The sequence below is a fragment of the Serratia sp. ASV30 genome (assembly GCF_016428815.1).
Taxonomy (GTDB): Bacteria; Pseudomonadota; Gammaproteobacteria; order Enterobacterales; family Enterobacteriaceae; genus Chania; species Chania fonticola_C.
Window position 1 is genome coordinate 24987 of the sequence record NZ_JAELTL010000048.1, and the last position, 18026, is coordinate 43012.

Genomic DNA, 18026 nt, shown 5'->3' on the forward strand with positions numbered 1-18026 from the left:
GCTGCTCACTATTCTTCGCTGAACAAATCGCCGCCATGCATGTCGATCATTTCCAACGCCTTGCCACCACCGCGAGCCACACAGGTGAGAGGATCTTCAGCCACCACTACCGGGATACCGGTCTCTTCCATCAGCAGGCGATCCAGGTTACGCAGCAATGCGCCACCACCGGTCAGCACCATACCGCGTTCGGAGATGTCGGAAGCCAGTTCCGGCGGGCACTGTTCCAGCGCAACCATCACCGCGCTGACGATACCGGTCAGAGGTTCCTGCAAAGCTTCGAGAATTTCATTGGAGTTCATGGTGAACCCACGCGGCACACCTTCAGCCAGGTTACGGCCACGCACTTCAATTTCACGCACTTCGTCATCTGGATAGGCTGAGCCGATACCGTGCTTGATACGTTCTGCAGTGGCTTCACCGATCAGTGAACCGTAGTTACGGCGCACATAATTAATGATGGCTTCGTCAAAGCGGTCGCCGCCGATACGCACAGAAGAAGAGTACACCACGCCGTTAAGCGAGATCACCGCCACTTCAGTGGTACCACCACCGATATCAACCACCATGGAGCCGGTGGCTTCCGATACTGGCAGACCCGCACCGATCGCCGCAGCCATAGGCTCTTCAATCAGGAAGACTTCACGCGCGCCTGCACCCTGAGCGGACTCACGGATCGCACGGCGTTCAACCTGGGTTGCACCAACAGGTACGCAAACCAGTACGCGCGGGCTTGGGCGCATAAAGCTGTTGCTATGAACCTGCTTGATGAAATGCTGCAGCATTTTTTCGGTGACAAAGAAGTCGGCGATCACGCCGTCTTTCATTGGGCGAATAGCCGCGATATTGCCAGGCGTACGCCCCAGCATCTGCTTGGCGTCATGACCTACGGCCGCAACGCTCTTGGGTGAACCGGCACGATCCTGGCGAATGGCAACCACCGACGGTTCATTCAGTACAATGCCTTGTCCTTTAACATAAATCAGGGTATTGGCGGTACCCAAGTCGATGGACAAGTCATTAGAAAACATGCCACGAAATTTCTTAAACATAACGAAAGGATAATCCTGCAAGCTGGGGGCGGAAAATAAAATCCGCCTACTTTACCAACCACACGAAGCAGCGACAAGGCGCAAAAACGTCCTACTTCGGTGAAAATTAGTCTGCGTTATTTGTGACCGAATGCACGGAAAGCGAATGGGGCCTGATATCCCTCAACAAAGGCTCAGCTAGCCACCAAATCAACGTACCAAACGGCAGTAACACAGCTCATAAAATCTAACATTTTTCCTGATTGTCACCGGTGGTAAGCACCTACTGACGCCCACAGGAAAAGACGGGCCATTCTACGTTAATTTTTGCCCGGTCATCAGGTTAAACACGATATCGACGCGAATATTTTTTGCGAGCTATATCGATCGGCTCTGGCGAAGCGAAAAAGTCCCCCTGCCCACCCAGGATCCCGCGCTCTTTCAGCGTCTGCCATTCGTTGCGCGTACGCACGCTGGCGGCAAAAACCTTCGCTTGAGTGCCTTCGCAGGCACCGGTCAGGCTCTGAACGAACAGCTGATTCTCATCCCGCCGGTCAATACTCCTTACCAACCCTGGGTGAAGCTTGACGATCTCCACCGGTAACGACTTGATATAAGAGGTACTAACCACCGTCAACCCAGCCTGAGAAACCGCCAGACGACAGCCCAATCCGGTCAGCAATCGCAGCACCGGACGCAAACGGTCGATATGTTGACACACATCTGCCTCTGCAAGTTCAATCAGAATTCGCCTGCGGTGACTTTTTTCACACTGTAACAGGGTATCGCGCAGCCAACGTTGGAAACTGCGCTGCAATAATGAATCAACGCATAGTGGAAACGCCAGCGTCTCTTCCGGCCACAGTGCCAATAAAGGAATAATCCGATTCATCTGCTGGCGGTCATAGCTTTCCGCCAACCCAAGCTGATTGACCAGCGGCATATATTCGGCAGGCAACAGTTCCTGTGCGCCATCATAAATCCGACTCATGATTTCGCGGTGATGCACATCGCCTTCCACCGTCACCGCCGGTTTTTGATATAAACGAGGGCCGCCACGCGCCAGCACCTGTTCGAGCAGCGTGCGCCATTTAACGCTGCCGCGCCCTTTCTCTGGCACATCGCTATCATAGACGTACCAGCCGTTTTCGCCTTGCAGTACGGCGTGGCGGGTTGCCTGTTCGGCGTAATCGATGATTTCTTCCGTGGTCTGCCCGCCGCGGTAGGCAACAATACCAATATGCAAGAACGCCTCGCGGTCAATCAGCGCTGTTGAGGGCAAGGAGTCGATCGCGTTGACCAGCTGCGCCGCGATGCCGTCCGCTTCTTTCAGCGTGCGGTGTGGCAGCAGAACGGTAAAATCACTGTGGAAATAGCGGGCCAGTAAGGCGGCAGGGTAACGCATGACAAAAGTGGACAGCAGGTTGACCAATGAATACATCAGCTCCTGCACCGCCGCGTTGCCGTGAATTTCACGCAGGGTATCGAAATCCGGCAGGCGCACCATCATGACGATGCCGTGTGACCCGACATCTTCCAGTTGAGTCGTGAGCTGGTTATCAAAGAACAGCCGGTTATTGAGGCCGGTTTTCGCATCCTGCGCGGCAAAAGCACGGATCAAGGTATCTACCCGGCTGCGCTCCTCACGTGCTTCGGCCAAATCGGCCAGCAGACGATCCAACGCGCCGCTGACGCTGGCGGGCCATTCGCGAATGTCTCCCTTCAGCACCTGTTCACGCTCGCCGTTGAGAATGCGCCGCGCCCGTCGCTCCAGGCGATCTTCACCTACTGCTTGTTCACGCAGCCAGCGTAAACTGAACAGCAGGATCACCACCATGATGACAATCGACAGCGTGACCGCCGCCGTGGACTGTAATGAACGCACGTCGCTGGCGAACGGATCGAGGTAGGTGACATTCACCCGGGTGCCGGGGTGATGCATCATGTTTAACGAGGTTTGGCGGTAGCCCGCCAGCGATGCCCAGGGGGCTTTGATGGTCGGCAGACTGTACGAGAAAAGGTTGCTGGTTTCGGTATCGACATGAATCGCAACGATACCTAGCGGCCGCATCACCAAGGGCAGCCAGTTATCCTGAGCCTGCAGAGGTTGGAGCAGCATTGCCTGATCGATGGAGGTGGCCAGGGCTTCAAAACGGCGCTCGAGGCGTTCCTGAGTCACGTAAAAGAAACTGTATGAACACCCCATCAGCATCAAGAACATAGCCAATGCGACGAGCAGGGTGATTAGAGCAGAGAGTTTGGTTGTAAATCTCATCCCTGTGCCTTCTGCGCGATGATAAAATGAAGAGCCACCTTTTGATGTTCCAAGGCCCCGTTCCTGCTCGATTGAAAACAACGCAATACCCTGATATTTAAAAATCATGAAGCGACTTCAATTTCTTTGCCAAGCATCAGGTTAGCTTTACAAAGCTATCAAGCCTGGCCGACGAAGAAAACCATTAAGCACTATTTTTTTGTCCTTTATCAGGACAGGCTTTTTTATTATGCATATAGTCAGACAATACTGAACCATACATTCATATGATATATGAAAAAACGTGGAGCGATGCATGCGAGTATTATTATTGGAACAAGATGGCGAAAAAACCCTGGCACAAGTCAAGAATATTGATAGTAAGCAGTTGCCAGAAGGGGATGTGACGGTCGACGTCAACTGGTCCAGTCTCAACTATAAGGATGCCCTGGCGATCACCGGCACGGGGAAAATTATTCGTCACTTCCCAATGGTGCCAGGTATCGATTTTGCCGGCCTGGTACACAGCAGCACAGATCCACGTTTTAAACCAGGCCAGAGCGTAGTGCTCACCGGTTGGGGCGTTGGCGAAAGTCACTGGGGCGGGTTGGGCGAACAGGCCCGCGTTAGCGGCGAATGGCTGGTCCCGCTGCCACAAGGGCTATGTGAACGCAAAGCGATGATCCTCGGCACTGCCGGTTTTACCGCCATGCTGTGCGTGATGGCACTGGAAGAAGGTGGAGTGAAACCGGAGGACGGCGACGTTCTGGTCACCGGAGCCAGCGGTGGCGTAGGTAGCACGGCGGTCGCCCTACTGTCCGCACTGGGCTATAGCGTCACCGCCATCAGCGGACGCGACAGCAATACCGACTATCTGAAATCCCTCGGTGCCAAAACCGTCCTGCCCCGTAGCGAGTATATTGAAACACCGCGCCCGCTGGAGAAACAGCTATGGGCTGGCGCCATCGACACCGTCGGTGACAAATTGCTGGCTCGCGTGCTGGCGCAGATGAATTACAACGGCACCGTTGCCGCCTGCGGCCTGGCGGGAGGCTACAAGTTGCCGACTACCGTGATGCCGTTTATCTTGCGTAACGTGCGTCTGCAAGGCGTTGATTCGGTGCTCACGCCGCTGCATCGTCGCCAAACCGCCTGGGAACGTCTGGCCGGTATTCTGCCAGAAAGCTTCTACGAACAAGCCACACAGGAAATTCAGTTGGAAGACGTGCCTGCCGCTGCTACCGCGCTGATGAACAATCAGATCACTGGCCGCACCCTGGTAAAAATCCGCCCGTAATCTGTTGGGCGCCGCATCCGGCGCCTGCTTATTCACCACAAGAAATTACCTCTCGTTTACCTCTCTTTACATCCACCCTCTCGCAGAAAGTTGGCTTTCACGCCATGCTTACACCATCACTTGCGGAGAAAAAAGATGAAACAACAGCGAAAACTGACCGAAGCCGATGTCACGCTGGAAAGCGTGTTCTATCAGCGGCGCAAGGTACTCCAGGCGTTAGGGATCACGGCAGCCTCGCTGGCTTTGCCCACCCAGGCACAAGCCGACTTGCTGTCATGGTTCAAAGGTAACGATCGGCCCCCAGCCCCGCCGGGTAAAGCGTTGGACTTCAGCAAGCCCGAAGCCTGGCAAGCCAAACTGGAGCTTACGCCTGAAGAAAAAGTCTCGGGTTACAATAACTTCTACGAGTTTGGTCTGGACAAGGCCGATCCCGCCGCCAACGCGGGCGATCTGAAAACGACGGACTGGAAGGTAAAAATCGACGGCGAAGTCGGTAAACCCATAACGCTGGATATCGACGATTTACTCAAGCGATTCCCGCTGGAGCAACGCATTTATCGCATGCGTTGCGTTGAAGCCTGGTCGATGGTGGTGCCGTGGATCGGTTTTGAGCTGGGCAAACTGCTTAAGCTGGCCGAGCCCAACAGCAACGCGCGCTACGTGGCTTTTCAAACGCTGTACGATCCAGAACAGATGCCCGGTCAGAAAGATCGCTTTATTGGGGGTGGCCTCAAGTATCCCTATGTCGAAGGTTTGCGCCTTGATGAAGCCATGCACCCACTGGCTCTGTTGACCGTGGGCGTGTATGGCAAGATGCTGCCACCGCAAAACGGTGCTCCGGTGCGTCTGATCACTCCATGGAAGTATGGCTTCAAGGGCATCAAGTCCATCGTACAAATCACCTTGACCCGCGAACAACCGCCAACCACCTGGAATCTGTCTGCTCCCAACGAATATGGTTTTTACGCCAACGTGAATCCCCATGTCGATCATCCGCGCTGGTCGCAGGCCACCGAGCGCTTTATCGGTTCTGGCGGCATCCTGGATGTGAAACGTCAGCCGACGCTGCTGTTCAACGGTTATGCCGATCAGGTGGCTTCGCTGTATCACGGCCTCGATTTACGGGAGAACTTCTGAGTGCGCTTAACCCCCAAGCAGATCACCTGGCTAAAAGTTGCCATCTACCTGGCAGCATTCCTGCCCTTTCTGTGGCTGGTGCTGTCCGTCGATCAGGGCTGGTTCAGTGCCGATCCGGCCAAAGATATCCAGCATTTTACCGGCAGGATGACGTTGAAATTGCTGCTGGCCACCCTGCTCGTCACTCCATTGGCCCGCTACGCGCGCCAGCCGCTGCTGATCCGTTGCCGACGTCTGCTGGGTTTGTGGTGTTTTGCCTGGGGAACCCTGCATCTGGTAAGCTACTCGACGCTGGAACTGGGGCTGAGCAACATAGGCCTGCTGGGGCGCGAACTGGTAACCCGCCCCTATCTGACGTTAGGTATCCTCTGCTGGTTGATTTTGTTAGCTCTGGCGGCCACCTCAACGCTATGGGCGCAGCGTAAATTGGGGGCCAACTGGCAGAAGCTGCATAACTTCGTCTATCTGGTGGCGATCCTGGCACCGATCCACTACCTTTGGTCGGTAAAAACGTTGTCACCGCAGCCTTTTATTTATGCCTCGCTGGCGCTGCTGTTGTTAGCTCTGCGTTACAAGAAATTCCGCTCGTGGTGGCGTAAACCACGCTAAAACCGGCAAGATTGACGGTAAAAATCCCCTACCGGGGCGCGGAACTTTTCTGTGTTCTACCCCTCATAATCCAATAGCGGCACTGGGTGTTTGCTGATTTAGGGTTGAATATCTTCGCTGATAAGACCAGTATTTAGCTGCGAATTGCCACGATATCGTTATAATGCCCGACCTTGAGCCTGTCGCTGCAGCAAAATCTGCGCGTAACAGGTGACAAATCGGTGACATCGGGTTATTTTCTACGATGATGGTTTTATTGCCGGAGATACCAGCACAATGGCGGATAAGTTTCACATTTTGCTTCTGAACGGCCCCAATCTCAATCTGCTGGGGACGCGTGAGCCGGAAAAGTACGGCAGCGCTACGCTGGCAGAGATTGTTAACGGATTGGAAAACCAGGCGCTCGCGCTAGATATCACCCTGAGCCATCTGCAGTCCAACGCCGAGCATGCGCTCATCGATCGCATTCATCAGGCACGCGGCAATACGGATTTTATCCTGATTAACGCCGCCGCGTTCACGCACACCAGCGTGGCGTTGCGCGATGCACTGTTGGCAGTAGAGATCCCGTTTATCGAGATCCATCTGTCCAACGTGTACGCTCGTGAGCCTTTCCGTCATCACTCCTACCTGTCTGATATCGCGGTAGGCGTGATCTGTGGCCTCGGCGCGGATGGCTACACATTTGCTTTACAGGCAGCGGTTCGCCGTTTGTCAAAAACCCACTAATTGCTACACAAAAAGAGTACGGAATCACACTCATGGATATTCGTAAAATCAAGAAACTGATCGAACTGGTTGAAGAATCAGGCATTTCTGAACTGGAAATCTCTGAAGGCGAAGAGTCGGTTCGCATCAGCCGTGCCGCACCGGTGCAGGCTTACCCAATGATGCAGCAGTACGCAATGCCAGCCCAGCAGCAACCTGCTCTGGCCACCGCCGTTGCCCCTGCTGCCGCAGAAACCCCAGCAGCACCAGCGGCCATGAGTGGCCATATCGTTCGTTCACCAATGGTAGGGACCTTCTACCGCACCCCAAGCCCGGACGCGAAAGCCTTCGTGGAAGTGGGCCAGAAAGTGAACGCCGGTGATACTCTGTGCATCGTTGAAGCCATGAAAATGATGAACCAGATTGAAGCGGACAAATCCGGTGTGGTTAAAGCGATCCTGGTAGAAAACGGCCAACCGGTTGAATTTGACGAGCCACTGGTCGTCATCGAATAACGAGGCGCACCATGCTAGATAAAATTGTTATCGCCAACCGTGGCGAGATCGCGCTACGTATCCTGCGCGCTTGTAAAGAACTGGGCATCAAAACCGTTGCCGTTCACTCAAGTGCCGACCGCGATCTGAAACACGTTCTGCTGGCGGATGAGACCGTTTGTATCGGCCCTGCACCGTCAGTTAAAAGCTATCTGAACATCCCGGCCATCATCTCCGCCGCCGAAATTACCGGCGCCGTGGCGATCCACCCGGGTTATGGCTTCTTGTCCGAGAATGCCGACTTTGCCGAGCAGGTAGAGCGCTCTGGCTTTATCTTCATCGGCCCACGCGCCGAAACCATTCGCCTGATGGGTGACAAGGTTTCAGCCATCAGCGCGATGAAAAAAGCCGGCGTACCTTGCGTACCAGGCTCCGACGGCCCGCTGACCGATGACATGGACAAAAACCGTGCCTTCGCCAAGCGCATCGGTTATCCGGTGATCATCAAGGCTTCCGGCGGCGGCGGCGGTCGCGGCATGCGCGTTGTGCGCGGCGACAAAGATCTCGAACAATCCATCTCCATGACCAAAGCGGAAGCCAAAGCGGCTTTCAACAACGACATGGTGTATATGGAGAAGTACCTGGAAAACCCTCGCCACATCGAAATTCAGGTGTTGGCAGACGGCCAGGGCAACGCCATCTATCTGGCTGAACGTGACTGCTCCATGCAGCGCCGCCACCAGAAAGTGGTCGAAGAGGCACCAGCACCGGGGATCACCCCAGAGCTGCGCCGCTACATCGGTGAACGCTGTTCAAAAGCCTGTGTGGAAATCGGCTACCGCGGTGCAGGTACCTTTGAGTTCCTGTATGAGAACGGCGAGTTCTATTTCATTGAAATGAACACCCGTATCCAGGTAGAACATCCGGTTACCGAAATGATCACCGGCGTGGATCTGATCAAAGAGCAGCTGCGTATCGCTGCCGGTCAGCCGCTGTCGATCAAACAGGACGAAGTGAAGGTGCAAGGCCATGCGGTGGAATGCCGTATCAACGCCGAAGACCCGAACACCTTCCTGCCAAGCCCAGGCAAGATCACCCGCTTCCACGCTCCTGGTGGTTTCGGCGTGCGTTGGGAATCTCATATCTACGCTGGCTATACCGTGCCGCCGTACTATGACTCCATGATTGGCAAGCTGATCACCTACGGTGAAAACCGTGACGTGGCGATTGCCCGCATGAAGAACGCCCTGGCTGAGCTGATCATCGATGGCATCAAAACCAACGTTGAACTGCAGCAGAAGATCATGACCGACGAAAACTTCCAGCATGGTGGCACCAACATCCACTATCTGGAGAAGAAGCTGGGTCTGCAGGAAACCTGATTATCGGTTAACGATATTGGGCTAATAAAAAACACCGCATGAGAACTTCTGCGGTGTTTTTTTATTTAATGGAGAGAGGGATTTTGCCCCTCACCCTAACCCTCTCCCAAAGGGCGAGGGGACCGATCGAGTTAGGCTGAAAATGTAGTGATTCATCATTAGCACCAACTGACTCACCTTGATTCCGAAACAGCACGGGCCAATCAAGAACTCCGGACAGCTCCCTCTCCCTGTGGGAGAGGGTTGGGGTGAGGGGTATCGCACCCATAAGCATACGCCCGCAAAACCTCCTGGATCTTGTCGATAATCAGGCTAAGTGGGTCACCGGCACACTCGCCAGCCATCAGGCGTGGGAATTGCAGCGGGAAATACTGGCTCAGCATACCCAACGGAATGGCTACTCCGCTCAGGTTTGCCACCAGCTTGTCGATGGCCGCGCTAATGCGCGCTTCAGGCCAGTAATAGCGGATCCGATCGGACAGGCTGTAGTGCAGATCGATCATCGCCTTCGAATGACGCGGATCGTAATACTTCTTCCAATACTTGGGCTCATCCTGCATCACGCTATCGATCACTGCCAGCACGTGGCTCTGCTGTTCTGCGGCAATCAGCTCCTTCTCTATCAGCGCCAGGCTGAAGATCGCTTCACGCAGGGCAAAGGTCAGCGCCGGGCCGACTTTCAGGATCGCAAAGTGATCGCGCACCAACTGGCGGAACGCTTTCGGGGTTTGATAATCCGTAGAGTGGGCTTCAAACACCAACGGCGTTGACTCAATCATGGCGGAAAGCTCGCGTGCCTGTTCCGGCTGATAGTGGATCACCGTGGAATGGTCGAACTCGACTCCCGGCTGCACCACCAGCCCCACAACCCGCTCCATGGCCTGCTCCAAACCTAAGCGAGCAAACGCCTGCCGATGCGTCTCGATGGTCTTGGCGGCATCCTGTGGCCGTGTGACGTGTACCTGAGCGATAGCGTGGCTTTCCCCACCCGGAACCGGCACTTCCGTACCTATCACGTAGCTCAGCGCCTGCCGCTGCTCTAAGGTGGCAGCCGCTTCCGCCACCGCACATAGCCGCGCCGCACGCTCGGCCACCACCGTTGGCGGTAAAGGAACCGGATCGTCCGCGCAGGACATGGAAGCATCCAGATGAATTTTACTGAACCCAGCCTGAACGTAATCGGCAATCAGGCGTTCGGCTTTCTCCATCGCCAGCCCAGCCGGTTCATCCTGCCAACAGTTCGGCCCAAGATGGTCACCCCCCAATATCAACCGTGACTGCGGGAAGCCAATCTTGGCGGCAATGGCATACACAAACTCGCGGAAATCCGCCGGTTTCATCCCGGTGTAGCCGCCAAATTGGTTCACCTGGTTGGAAGTGGCCTCAATCAATACCTTACGCTGGCTAGCCAGGTCAAAACGCAACGTGGCCTCAATCACCAACGGATGTGCCGAGCAAACCGAACAGATACCAATATGCTTGCCGCTTTTATGCTGCTGGATAATAGATTTCATGCTTATGGCCTCATTTACCCGTCGCCTTTCAAGTTACAGCCTTGTTACCTGCACTTGCCCACCCCAGCCACTTTCTAAAAGTAAGCTCCTGGGATGAACAAGCTTGTTGCCTAGCTGTGACTTGAAATTCATAGGGTAAAGCAATGTCCTGAACTGAAAATTCAAGACGTTGGAATGTTATTTACAGCGCGCCGACCGGCACGGTCCGTTGCTGCTGCAAGAAAGTGTCGATTTCAGCGAAGGTAGAAGTCCCTTCCATTGGCCCACGCCGGGTTACCGCCAGTGCACCGCAGGCATTGGCATAGCGCAGCGCCTGGGAAACGCTGTGCCCCTGTAACCGGCAAGCAATGTAAGCGCCGCCAAAGCAGTCGCCCGCCCCGGTCGGATCGACCTCGTCTACGGCATAGCTGTCGATATGCAGGGTTTCATCCGCGGAATAATAGCTCGCCCCTTTACTGCCGCGTTTCACCACCACTTCTTTAATGCCGTCCTTCAGGTAGCGAGCAATCGCCTCATCCAGCGTGGTTTGGGAAGACAGCAGCATCACTTCGCCTTCGCTCGGCATATAGATATCGGTCAGCTCCAGCACGTAATGCAGCGCATCACGCATCTCGGGGATATTGAGCATTTCCTTGCGGATATTCGGATCGAAAGACAAGGTGCCACCGTTCGCTTTGACGATCCCCGCAGCCTTCTTCACCGCGTCCACCATATGGAAGGAAAACAGCGATGAACCCATGATGTGGAAGTGCTGGCAGTCCTGCAGCAGTTCGGCATTCACATGTTCGGCCGATAATTTCCCACAGGCTGCGTTCTTGATATTGAAAATAAAATCGCGATCGCCGTTGGAGTGGTAAGTGACGAAGGCGCTGCCGGTCGTCTCATGCGGCAACACACGGATACCGCGCGTATCCACTCCGTCAGCCTTTAGGCGCTCGATATTCAACGTGCCGAAACCGTCGTTACCCACGCAGCTGATGATGCCGCACTGCCCGCCCAGCTTGGTCACCTGGTCGATAAAAATCGCCGGGGCGCCGCTGGGAAAAGGGCCATTCCATGAGCCTGGATGGGTAAAAGATTGGCCAACTTTATCGGCCATGATCTCAACCAGGATCTCGCCGATGGTATAAATTTTTCTCATTGTCCCGTTCCTTATACAAATCTGCCTGTGATCGTTAGCCGCGTTTCTTCTTGTTTCGGACGTCGACATACACCGCGATAAGGATCACCAGTCCCTTCACCACCATTTGATAGAAATAAGGCACGTTCATTAAATTCATACCGTTGTTGATGACCCCAATGGTCAGGGCACCAATCATGGTGCCGATCACCGTGCCGTAGCCGCCATTCAGGCTGGTGCCCCCCAACACCGCGGCGGCGATCGCGTCCAGCTCATAGCTCAACGCGGCATTAGGCTGGCCGGAATACAGCCGTGAAGCCAGGATCATGCCGCTGATGCCCGCCATCACGGCGGTGATCATAAAGACCTTTATTTTCAGCGCGGAAACGTTAATCCCCGAATAGATCGCAGCTTCTTTATTACCGCCGGTGATATAAATTTTGCGGCCAAAGGTGGTTTTCGACAGGATGAAATGGTTGACGATCAGCAACACCAACAGGATCCAGATTGGGATCGGGATATAAAGGAACTCGCCGTTGCCCAGAGCCAAAAACGCCTCGTTTTTGATCATGATCGGCGTGCCGTCGGTGACGATATAGGCAATGCCCCGGAAGATGCCCATCGTCGCGACGGTAACGATAAACGACGGGATACCGGCCAGCGCAGTCAGGCTACCGTTAACCAGGCCCAGCACCAGCGCGGCCATAATCGACAGCGGGATCACCAGAATAAACGGGATGCCAAACGACAGACCAAGCGCAGCAAAGGTCCCCACCAGCGCAATGGTTGACCCCACCGAAAGATCGATATCCCCCAGCAACAGCACGTAAGTCATGCCATAGGCGGTAATGGCAATGATCGAGACCTGCAAAATAATATTGGTAATATTATTCACGCTCAGGAAGCTGTCGTTGATCACGCTGAACAGGATCACCAAGGCCACCAGGCCCGCCAGTATGCCGCCGTACTGCTTGGCGGCTTTTGCCAGTTTCCCTGGCCCGTTGAACGCCGAATGGCCCTCGGCGGCCAGCACTTTATCGCTCATTATTTCACTCCTGTTGCTGCGGTCATGACCTGGGTTTGCGTGAGTCCAGCGGTGGCAAAAACGTCGGCGATCTGCTTGGCGCGCATCACCACCAGCCGATCGCTGAGCGCCATGACTTCCGGCAGTTCGGAAGAGATCAAGATAATGGCAGTGCCCTGCGCAGCAAGCTGGCGTATGACGTTGTAGATCTCGAACTTGGCACCGACATCCACGCCGCGCGTTGGCTCGTCGAGGATTAAGATCCGTGGCACTTTTTCCAACCATTTCGACAGCACAATCTTTTGCTGATTGCCGCCGCTCAGAGTACTGACCAGTTGGTGGGGCGAACTAACCTTGATGTTCATCCGCCGGATCGCCTGCTGGGTTTTCGCCTCTTCGTGCTTATGGTTGATCAGGCTGGAGCCCGCATACTGAAAGGCGACGTGATGGGTGTTCATGCTTACGTCATGCATCAGCACCAACCCCTCCTCCTTGCGATTTTCCGTCACGAAGGCGATACCATGCTCTATCGCCTGCTTTGGATTGCGAATAGTGACTACCGCCTCATCAATGCGAATTTCACCCTGATAGCCGGTCAGGCCAAAAATGGCCTTCATTACGTCTGAACGCCCCGATCCCACCAGCCCAAAAAAGCCCAGCACTTCACCTGCACGCAGTGAGAAGTGGATATCGTGAAACAGTTTGTCCTGCGAAAATTGCCTGACTTCCAGCACCGGCACTTGCTCTGCTGAAGGAGGTTCGCCGATGCGTGGCGGGTAGATGTTGGTCATTTCGCGGCCAACCATCTGGGCAATCAGCCGGTGAATATCGGTCTGGTGTTTATCATGGGTGGCAATGAACTCGCCGTCGCGCAGCACCGAGATATCATCAGATACCCGCATGATCTCATCCATGCGGTGCGAGATATAAATCACCGCGCAGCCGCGCTGTTTCAGCTTGTCGATGATGCCAAACAGGATGTCGGCCTCGTTATCGCTCAGCGACGACGTTGGTTCATCCATGATCACGACATCTGCTGGGTAGCTCAGCGCCTTGGCAATCTCTACCAGTTGGCGCTGGGCCATCGACATGGTGCCGACAATTTGCTGTGGATCGAGCGGAATGGCCAAGTCCGCCAGCAGGCGTTGGCAATCATTCACCATCTGGCTATCGTTAATAAAACCAAAGCGGGTTGGCTCATTATTAGCGTAGATATTTTCTGCTACGCTCATATTATTGCTCAGGCTCAGTTCCTGAAAAATAATCGCGATACCCAACTTTCTGGAATGCTGCGGGTTGTTAATAGTGACGTTTTGCCCTTTGAGGCGTATTTCCCCTTTGGTCGGCGGATAAATTCCTGCCAGGATTTTCATTAGCGTAGATTTGCCGGCACCATTTTCACCCAGTAGCGTATGGACTTTACCTTTGCGTATTTTCAGGCTGACATTTTTTAATGCGTTAACATGGCCGAAACTTTTGGCTATTTCCGTTACCGCCAGCACCGTATCCGTCATTATTTCCTCCACCCACGTGGCCTCTCACCCCAGCCCTTTCCCAAAGGGAGAGTGGACCGATCGAGTTCGTTGGTTTCTCTGTGTAATACCCAGTCCTCTTGCTTCTTACTACTCACTTCCCGAAGCAGCACGGACCAATCAAGCACTCCGACCAACTCCCTCTCCCTTTGGGAGAGGGTTGGGGTAAGGGTTAGCCACTGAAGCTTGGGATAACGAGCAGTGTTATTTACCGGTATAAACACCTGGTGCAACTGGGATCAACTTGGCGACTGGCTTGCCGTTCAGATGGTCAACGGCAGCATCAATAGCCTTGGCTCCCATTTGGTCTGGATATTGGCGGATAACGGCCACAAAGGTCTTGTCGCTGTCGACGGCGTCGCGAGCCTCTTTCATCCCGTCGAAACCGATGATCTTGATATTGTCGTTACGCGCGGATTTGGCGGCGATCACCGCAGCCAGCGCAGCATCATCGCCAAAACCAAACAGGCCATTCAGATCCGGGTGCGCCTGCATCATGTTCTGCGCCACGGTTAACGCTTCCGCCCGAGTGATGCCGGTTTGGATCGCCACAATCTTCACGTCAGGCGTATCGGCCAGCCCTTTCTTGAAGCCGTCCACGCGTGCCACCACCGATTGCAGCGCCGGATAATCGATAATCGCTACCTTGCCTTTGCCGTTGAGCAGTTTGCCCATCAGCTTGCCCGCTTCGACGCCACCGGCGTAGTTGTCGGTCGCCACGTGAGTGACCACCGGCACGCCTTCGGCGGCCACATCAACGGTAATAACCGGAATACCGGCTTTCTCCGCTTTGATAATCGCCGCCTGCACGCCTTTGGAATCCACCGGCGAAATAATAATGGCGTCAACCTTCTTGGTAATAAAGTCTTCTACGTCAGAGAGTTGTTTATTCAGATCCTGATTGGCAATCGAAATATTCAGCACCACGTCGTCTTTCTTGGCTTCCGCTTTCATTGCGTCGGCCAGATCAATATAGAATGGATGCTGTTGCGTCAGCAGCGATGCGCCAATTTTATATTCCTTGGCCAACGTTGCCTGTGAGAATATTGCCAGGCCGATGGCCAGCACTGAGCCTAATACCTTTAATTTATGCATGATCTATCCTCAGTTTTTATTATTTCTGCTAATTTAGCTTGCTGTTTTGTAGGGGTGTTACGCGTTAATAGTTATAATTGGCCCTCGCAGCCGCACACGCCAATCACTTTTTCCACTACCCGTTGCATAGCGCTTTTCGCTGGCTGCATATAGTGGCGCGGGTCATTGGCATCCGGATGCTGGTGGAAATATTCTTTCAGGGCATCCGAAAAAGCGATTTTCAGCTCGGTAGCCACGTTGACCTTGCAGATGCCTAAACGGATACAGCGGCGGATATCGCTATCGCTCAGGCCGGAAGCCCCGTGCAGCACCAGCGGCACTTCCACACGATCGCGGATCTGTTCCAGACGGGCAAAATCCAGCTTGGGCTCGGACTGGTACAGACCATGTGCGGTACCGATAGCCACCGCCAGCGAATCGATCCCGGTACGGGCAACAAACTCCACCGCCGCCTCCGGCGAGGTGTAGATAGCGTCTTTCCCTTCCACGATCAGGTCGTCTTCCTGGCCTCCCAGGCGGCCTAGCTCAGCCTCAACGCTGGCATCGTAGCGGTGGCTGTATTCAACGATTTGTTTGACCAGCGCCACGTTTTCTTCAAAAGGAAAGTGAGAGCCGTCGATCATCACGGAACGGATCCCGGCGTTGATCTTATGGTAGATATCGGCGGGCTCTTCGTGATGATCCAAATGCAACGCCAGCGGGATCTGATACTCATGCGCCAGTGCCTTGACGATCATGATGATGTTTTCCAGCCCACCGTAGCGGTAAGTGCCGGTCGTTCCCGCCAGGATCACTGGTGAACGATACTGTGCAGCGGTTTCTACCACCACCTGCAAGGTTTCCAGGTTGTGGATGTTGAATGCTGGCACCGCGTACCCTTGCTGCTGCGCTTTCTGCAGCATATTCTTGCTTGAAATGATGTACATCGATTCTCCTCGATCCCGCACCTGATACCGCAGTCGGTAATTACAAAATGAAAATTTAGTTAGATAAACTTTCCAAGTGAAACCGAATATAGAGAGAAAACGCGCAAAAAAGCGTGACAGGGATCGAAGATTATCAAATAACTTTCAAAACGTAATATAACTAGATGTTGATTACGAAACATAAGGTATGTTCCGGTGTTTGTGCGCTGAAGATTACCCTATCTCGGGTGTATACCCTCCATCGAGAATCACCTAATAGCATGAATAATAAGAAAAATATAAACCTAAACACTAGCCCAATCCTGACTTTCAAAATAACGAAAGCCTGCGTGGGTATTACTTTCAATTAGAAAGTATGAAGGATATAGTAGCCCTTATTACCGTTTAACGATGGGGGCGAATGTGCCCAGAAAGTCATCTAACCTGCTGAAACGCAGATTGAAAATTGCTGAAATCGTCGGCCAGCAAGGGGAGATCAAGGTCGACGATCTTTCTGCCCAGTTAGGGGTTTCCGGCGTGACGATCCGTGGCGATCTCAGCTACCTGGAACAGCAAGGCTACCTCAAGCGATCCTTTGGTGGTGCCATTGCAACCCCAACGCAGCCGCTGGCGGAGCCGACCGAACCAGGGATCGCCCTGCCCCCACTCACGCTGGCTAACCAGTTGGAAATCGCCCGCCACTGCGCCAGGATGATTGCCGATCGCGATACGCTATTTCTCGGCCATGGCGATATCTGCCGCAAGATCATCCCGTTCCTGAGCGGCCTGAAAAAGCTGCGGCTGATCGTCAATGACTTACAGCATGCGATCCTGGCCGATCAGTTTTTGGACGGTGAGATTATCGTCGCGGGTGGGGAGTTGATCCGCTCGCATACCGCGCTGAGCGGTAAAGCGTTGGATAGCGTGATCCAACAGTTCACCATCAACCACTGCATTCTCGAGGCCAGCATTACGGACAGCTCCGGCATCCTGAATATCGATCAGCCGCTGTTGGCGTCCCATTACCAACGCTGCCTGGACAAGGCGCAGAATAAAACCGCCATCATTACCCATTTGCCCATTCAGGCCAGTGCGATCGGGACTATCGGCCACCTCAGCCAGGTGGACAATCTGGTGACCAACCGTGGCGTGAATGAACATTATCAGCAGCAATTATTCGAATCCGACTTCAGCATCCGCTACACCAATAACGAATGTTTTACCTGGGCCAACCGGGAAACGATCGGGGAATAAAGGGGCACTTATGTCAGTTAGCATCTGCACGATGGGTGAGTTACTGGTTGAATTCCTTTCAAAAAATTATAATCAGGGATTCACTCAGCCAGGCGAGTTTCTTGGGCCGTTCCCCAGCGGGGCACCGGCTATCTATGCCGCTCAGGTGGCGCGGCTTGGCTTTGGCTCCACGCTGTTTGGCTGCGTGGGCAACGACGATTTTGGCCGCCTGAATATCGAGCGCCTGCGTCTGGAAGGGGTGATCACCGACGGCATCAGCGTGATCGACAAGGCCCCGACCGGCACGGCATTTGTCAGCTATCGCAACCCGCTGGAACGCGATTTTATCTTCAATATCCCCAACAGCGCCTGCGGCTTCTTTACCGCCGACCATATCGATCTGGGCTTGCTGAACCAGTGCCAGCATTTCCACATTATGGGTTCTTCGCTGTTCTCATTCCGCATCATCGATGCCATGCGCCGGGCGATCCAGATCGTCAAGGCCAATAAGGGGACGGTGTCGTTCGATCCCAACATTCGCAAAGAGATGCTCAATATCCCGGAGATGAGCCAGGCCTTCGATTACATCCTCGAATATACCGATATCTTCCTGCCGAGCGAGGGAGAAGTGCATCACTTTGCCAGCAGCAAAAACCAACAGGAAGCGGATATCGTGCAGGAACTGTTGGCC

16 protein-coding genes are annotated in these 18026 nt (G+C 54.1%); 8 read left to right on the forward strand and 8 right to left on the reverse strand.

Going from position 1 to position 18026, the window contains the following annotated elements; translation table 11 throughout:
* Nucleotides 1-8: 8 nt before the first annotated feature.
* Together mreB and csrD are read right to left on the reverse strand one after the other, a co-directional pair.
* The gene (gene mreB, locus JHD74_RS19060; protein WP_021180765.1) at nt 9-1052 is read right to left on the reverse strand and encodes a rod shape-determining protein MreB; all 1044 of its coding nucleotides are present in this window, start codon (nt 1050-1052) and stop codon (nt 9-11) included.
* 322 nt (nt 1053-1374) lie between these two features.
* Nucleotides 1375-3306 carry an RNase E specificity factor CsrD gene (gene csrD, locus JHD74_RS19065; protein WP_024527965.1) on the reverse strand — a complete coding sequence of 644 codons (1932 nt, stop codon included), beginning with the start codon at nt 3304-3306 and terminating at the stop codon, nt 1375-1377.
* A 295-nt stretch (nt 3307-3601) separates the two neighbouring features.
* Between csrD and JHD74_RS19070 the strand changes: the two genes are divergently transcribed.
* The 6 genes from JHD74_RS19070 (at nt 3602) to accC (ending at nt 8912) form a co-directional block, all read left to right on the forward strand.
* On the forward strand, nt 3602-4582 hold the full coding sequence (locus tag JHD74_RS19070) for an MDR family oxidoreductase (RefSeq protein ID WP_024527966.1): 981 nt from the start codon (nt 3602-3604) through the stop codon (nt 4580-4582).
* A gap of 135 nt (nt 4583-4717) precedes the next feature.
* A complete protein-coding gene (gene msrP / locus JHD74_RS19075) occupies nt 4718-5719 on the forward strand; it encodes a protein-methionine-sulfoxide reductase catalytic subunit MsrP (RefSeq protein ID WP_199063302.1) in 1002 nt (333 codons plus the stop codon).
* Nucleotides 5720-6328 carry a protein-methionine-sulfoxide reductase heme-binding subunit MsrQ gene (gene msrQ / locus JHD74_RS19080; protein ID WP_024527968.1) on the forward strand — a complete coding sequence of 203 codons (609 nt, stop codon included), beginning with the start codon at nt 5720-5722 and terminating at the stop codon, nt 6326-6328.
* A gap of 276 nt (nt 6329-6604) precedes the next feature.
* Nucleotides 6605-7057, forward strand: coding sequence for a type II 3-dehydroquinate dehydratase (gene aroQ, locus JHD74_RS19085; RefSeq protein WP_024527969.1), 453 nt, complete (start codon nt 6605-6607; stop codon nt 7055-7057).
* Nucleotides 7058-7089: 32 nt separating this feature from the next.
* Entirely contained in the window at nt 7090-7551 is a 462-nt protein-coding gene (gene accB, locus JHD74_RS19090; protein WP_199063303.1) for an acetyl-CoA carboxylase biotin carboxyl carrier protein, read from the forward strand.
* An 11-nt stretch (nt 7552-7562) separates the two neighbouring features.
* On the forward strand, nt 7563-8912 hold the full coding sequence (gene accC / locus JHD74_RS19095; protein WP_021180772.1) for an acetyl-CoA carboxylase biotin carboxylase subunit: 1350 nt from the start codon (nt 7563-7565) through the stop codon (nt 8910-8912).
* Nucleotides 8913-9115: 203 nt separating this feature from the next.
* On the opposite strand, the gene gatZ is transcribed toward accC, so the two are convergent.
* The 6 genes from gatZ to JHD74_RS19125 form a co-directional block, all read right to left on the reverse strand.
* On the reverse strand, nt 9116-10426 hold the full coding sequence (gene gatZ / locus JHD74_RS19100) for a tagatose-bisphosphate aldolase subunit GatZ (protein WP_199063304.1): 1311 nt from the start codon (nt 10424-10426) through the stop codon (nt 9116-9118).
* Between the two features lie 181 nt (nt 10427-10607).
* Complete coding sequence (locus JHD74_RS19105) at nt 10608-11567, reverse strand: sugar kinase (RefSeq protein WP_199063305.1); 960 nt, start codon at nt 11565-11567, stop codon at nt 10608-10610.
* 34 nt (nt 11568-11601) lie between these two features.
* Nucleotides 11602-12591, reverse strand: coding sequence for an ABC transporter permease (locus tag JHD74_RS19110; protein ID WP_024527973.1), 990 nt, complete (start codon nt 12589-12591; stop codon nt 11602-11604).
* A complete protein-coding gene (locus tag JHD74_RS19115) occupies nt 12591-14084 on the reverse strand; it encodes a sugar ABC transporter ATP-binding protein (protein ID WP_199063306.1) in 1494 nt (497 codons plus the stop codon). Before JHD74_RS19115 ends, JHD74_RS19110 begins: the two co-directional genes overlap by 1 nt.
* A gap of 222 nt (nt 14085-14306) precedes the next feature.
* Complete coding sequence (locus JHD74_RS19120; protein ID WP_074031513.1) at nt 14307-15197, reverse strand: substrate-binding domain-containing protein; 891 nt, start codon at nt 15195-15197, stop codon at nt 14307-14309.
* Between the two features lie 71 nt (nt 15198-15268).
* On the reverse strand, nt 15269-16123 hold the full coding sequence (locus tag JHD74_RS19125) for a tagatose bisphosphate family class II aldolase (RefSeq protein WP_074031512.1): 855 nt from the start codon (nt 16121-16123) through the stop codon (nt 15269-15271).
* A 390-nt stretch (nt 16124-16513) separates the two neighbouring features.
* Between JHD74_RS19125 and JHD74_RS19130 the strand changes: the two genes are divergently transcribed.
* Complete coding sequence (locus JHD74_RS19130) at nt 16514-17356, forward strand: DeoR/GlpR family DNA-binding transcription regulator (protein WP_081375838.1); 843 nt, start codon at nt 16514-16516, stop codon at nt 17354-17356.
* A gap of 10 nt (nt 17357-17366) precedes the next feature.
* Nucleotides 17367-18026, forward strand: a 660-nt coding sequence (locus JHD74_RS19135; protein WP_199063307.1) for a sugar kinase, incomplete at its 3' end; no start/stop codon positions are given.